This window comes from Dellaglioa sp. CoH-57-MRSF-21 (assembly GCF_056781915.1).
Window position 1 is genome coordinate 1 of sequence record NZ_JBXAXU010000088.1, and the last position, 387, is coordinate 387.

The 387-nt window shown below is 56.6% G+C and carries 1 protein-coding gene; it reads right to left on the reverse strand.

Annotation, left to right across the window (positions count from 1 at the left end; translation table 11 throughout):
- Positions 1–322, reverse strand: a 322-nt coding sequence (locus AC1RPQ_RS08060; protein ID WP_481762272.1) for a hypothetical protein, incomplete at its 3' end; no start/stop codon positions are given.
- Positions 323–387 lie beyond the last annotated feature (65 nt).

A 387-nucleotide genomic window follows, 5' to 3' on the forward strand; every position in this document is an offset into this window, starting at 1 on the left:
GATCGAGCAGGGCATGGCGATCTGCCACGTCCAAATCCTTCGAGCAGTCCTTCAGGCGTTCGACGAGCTTCTGTTCCTGCGCGCTCAGCCGGGCGCGCGGAATCACGTATTCGATAGCTGACGCGTAGTATCGCCATTCTTTCGTGGTGTGGCGTTCCGATTTCGGCCCATGGAAGCGCTGCTGATACGCAACCTCTTCGGCGCAACGTGCTTCTGCTTCTTCACTGGTCTGGTACGCAGCGAAGTTTTCGTTGTCCTCCGGATACTCACCGTCGAAGTAGTTCGCGAGGTAGAGAGTGCGGGTGCTATAGTTCTGGCTCACAGGACCTCCGAGATGTCAGGGATCGGGTGCCAAGCAACAACGTAACCCTGATCCTCATAGTTTTC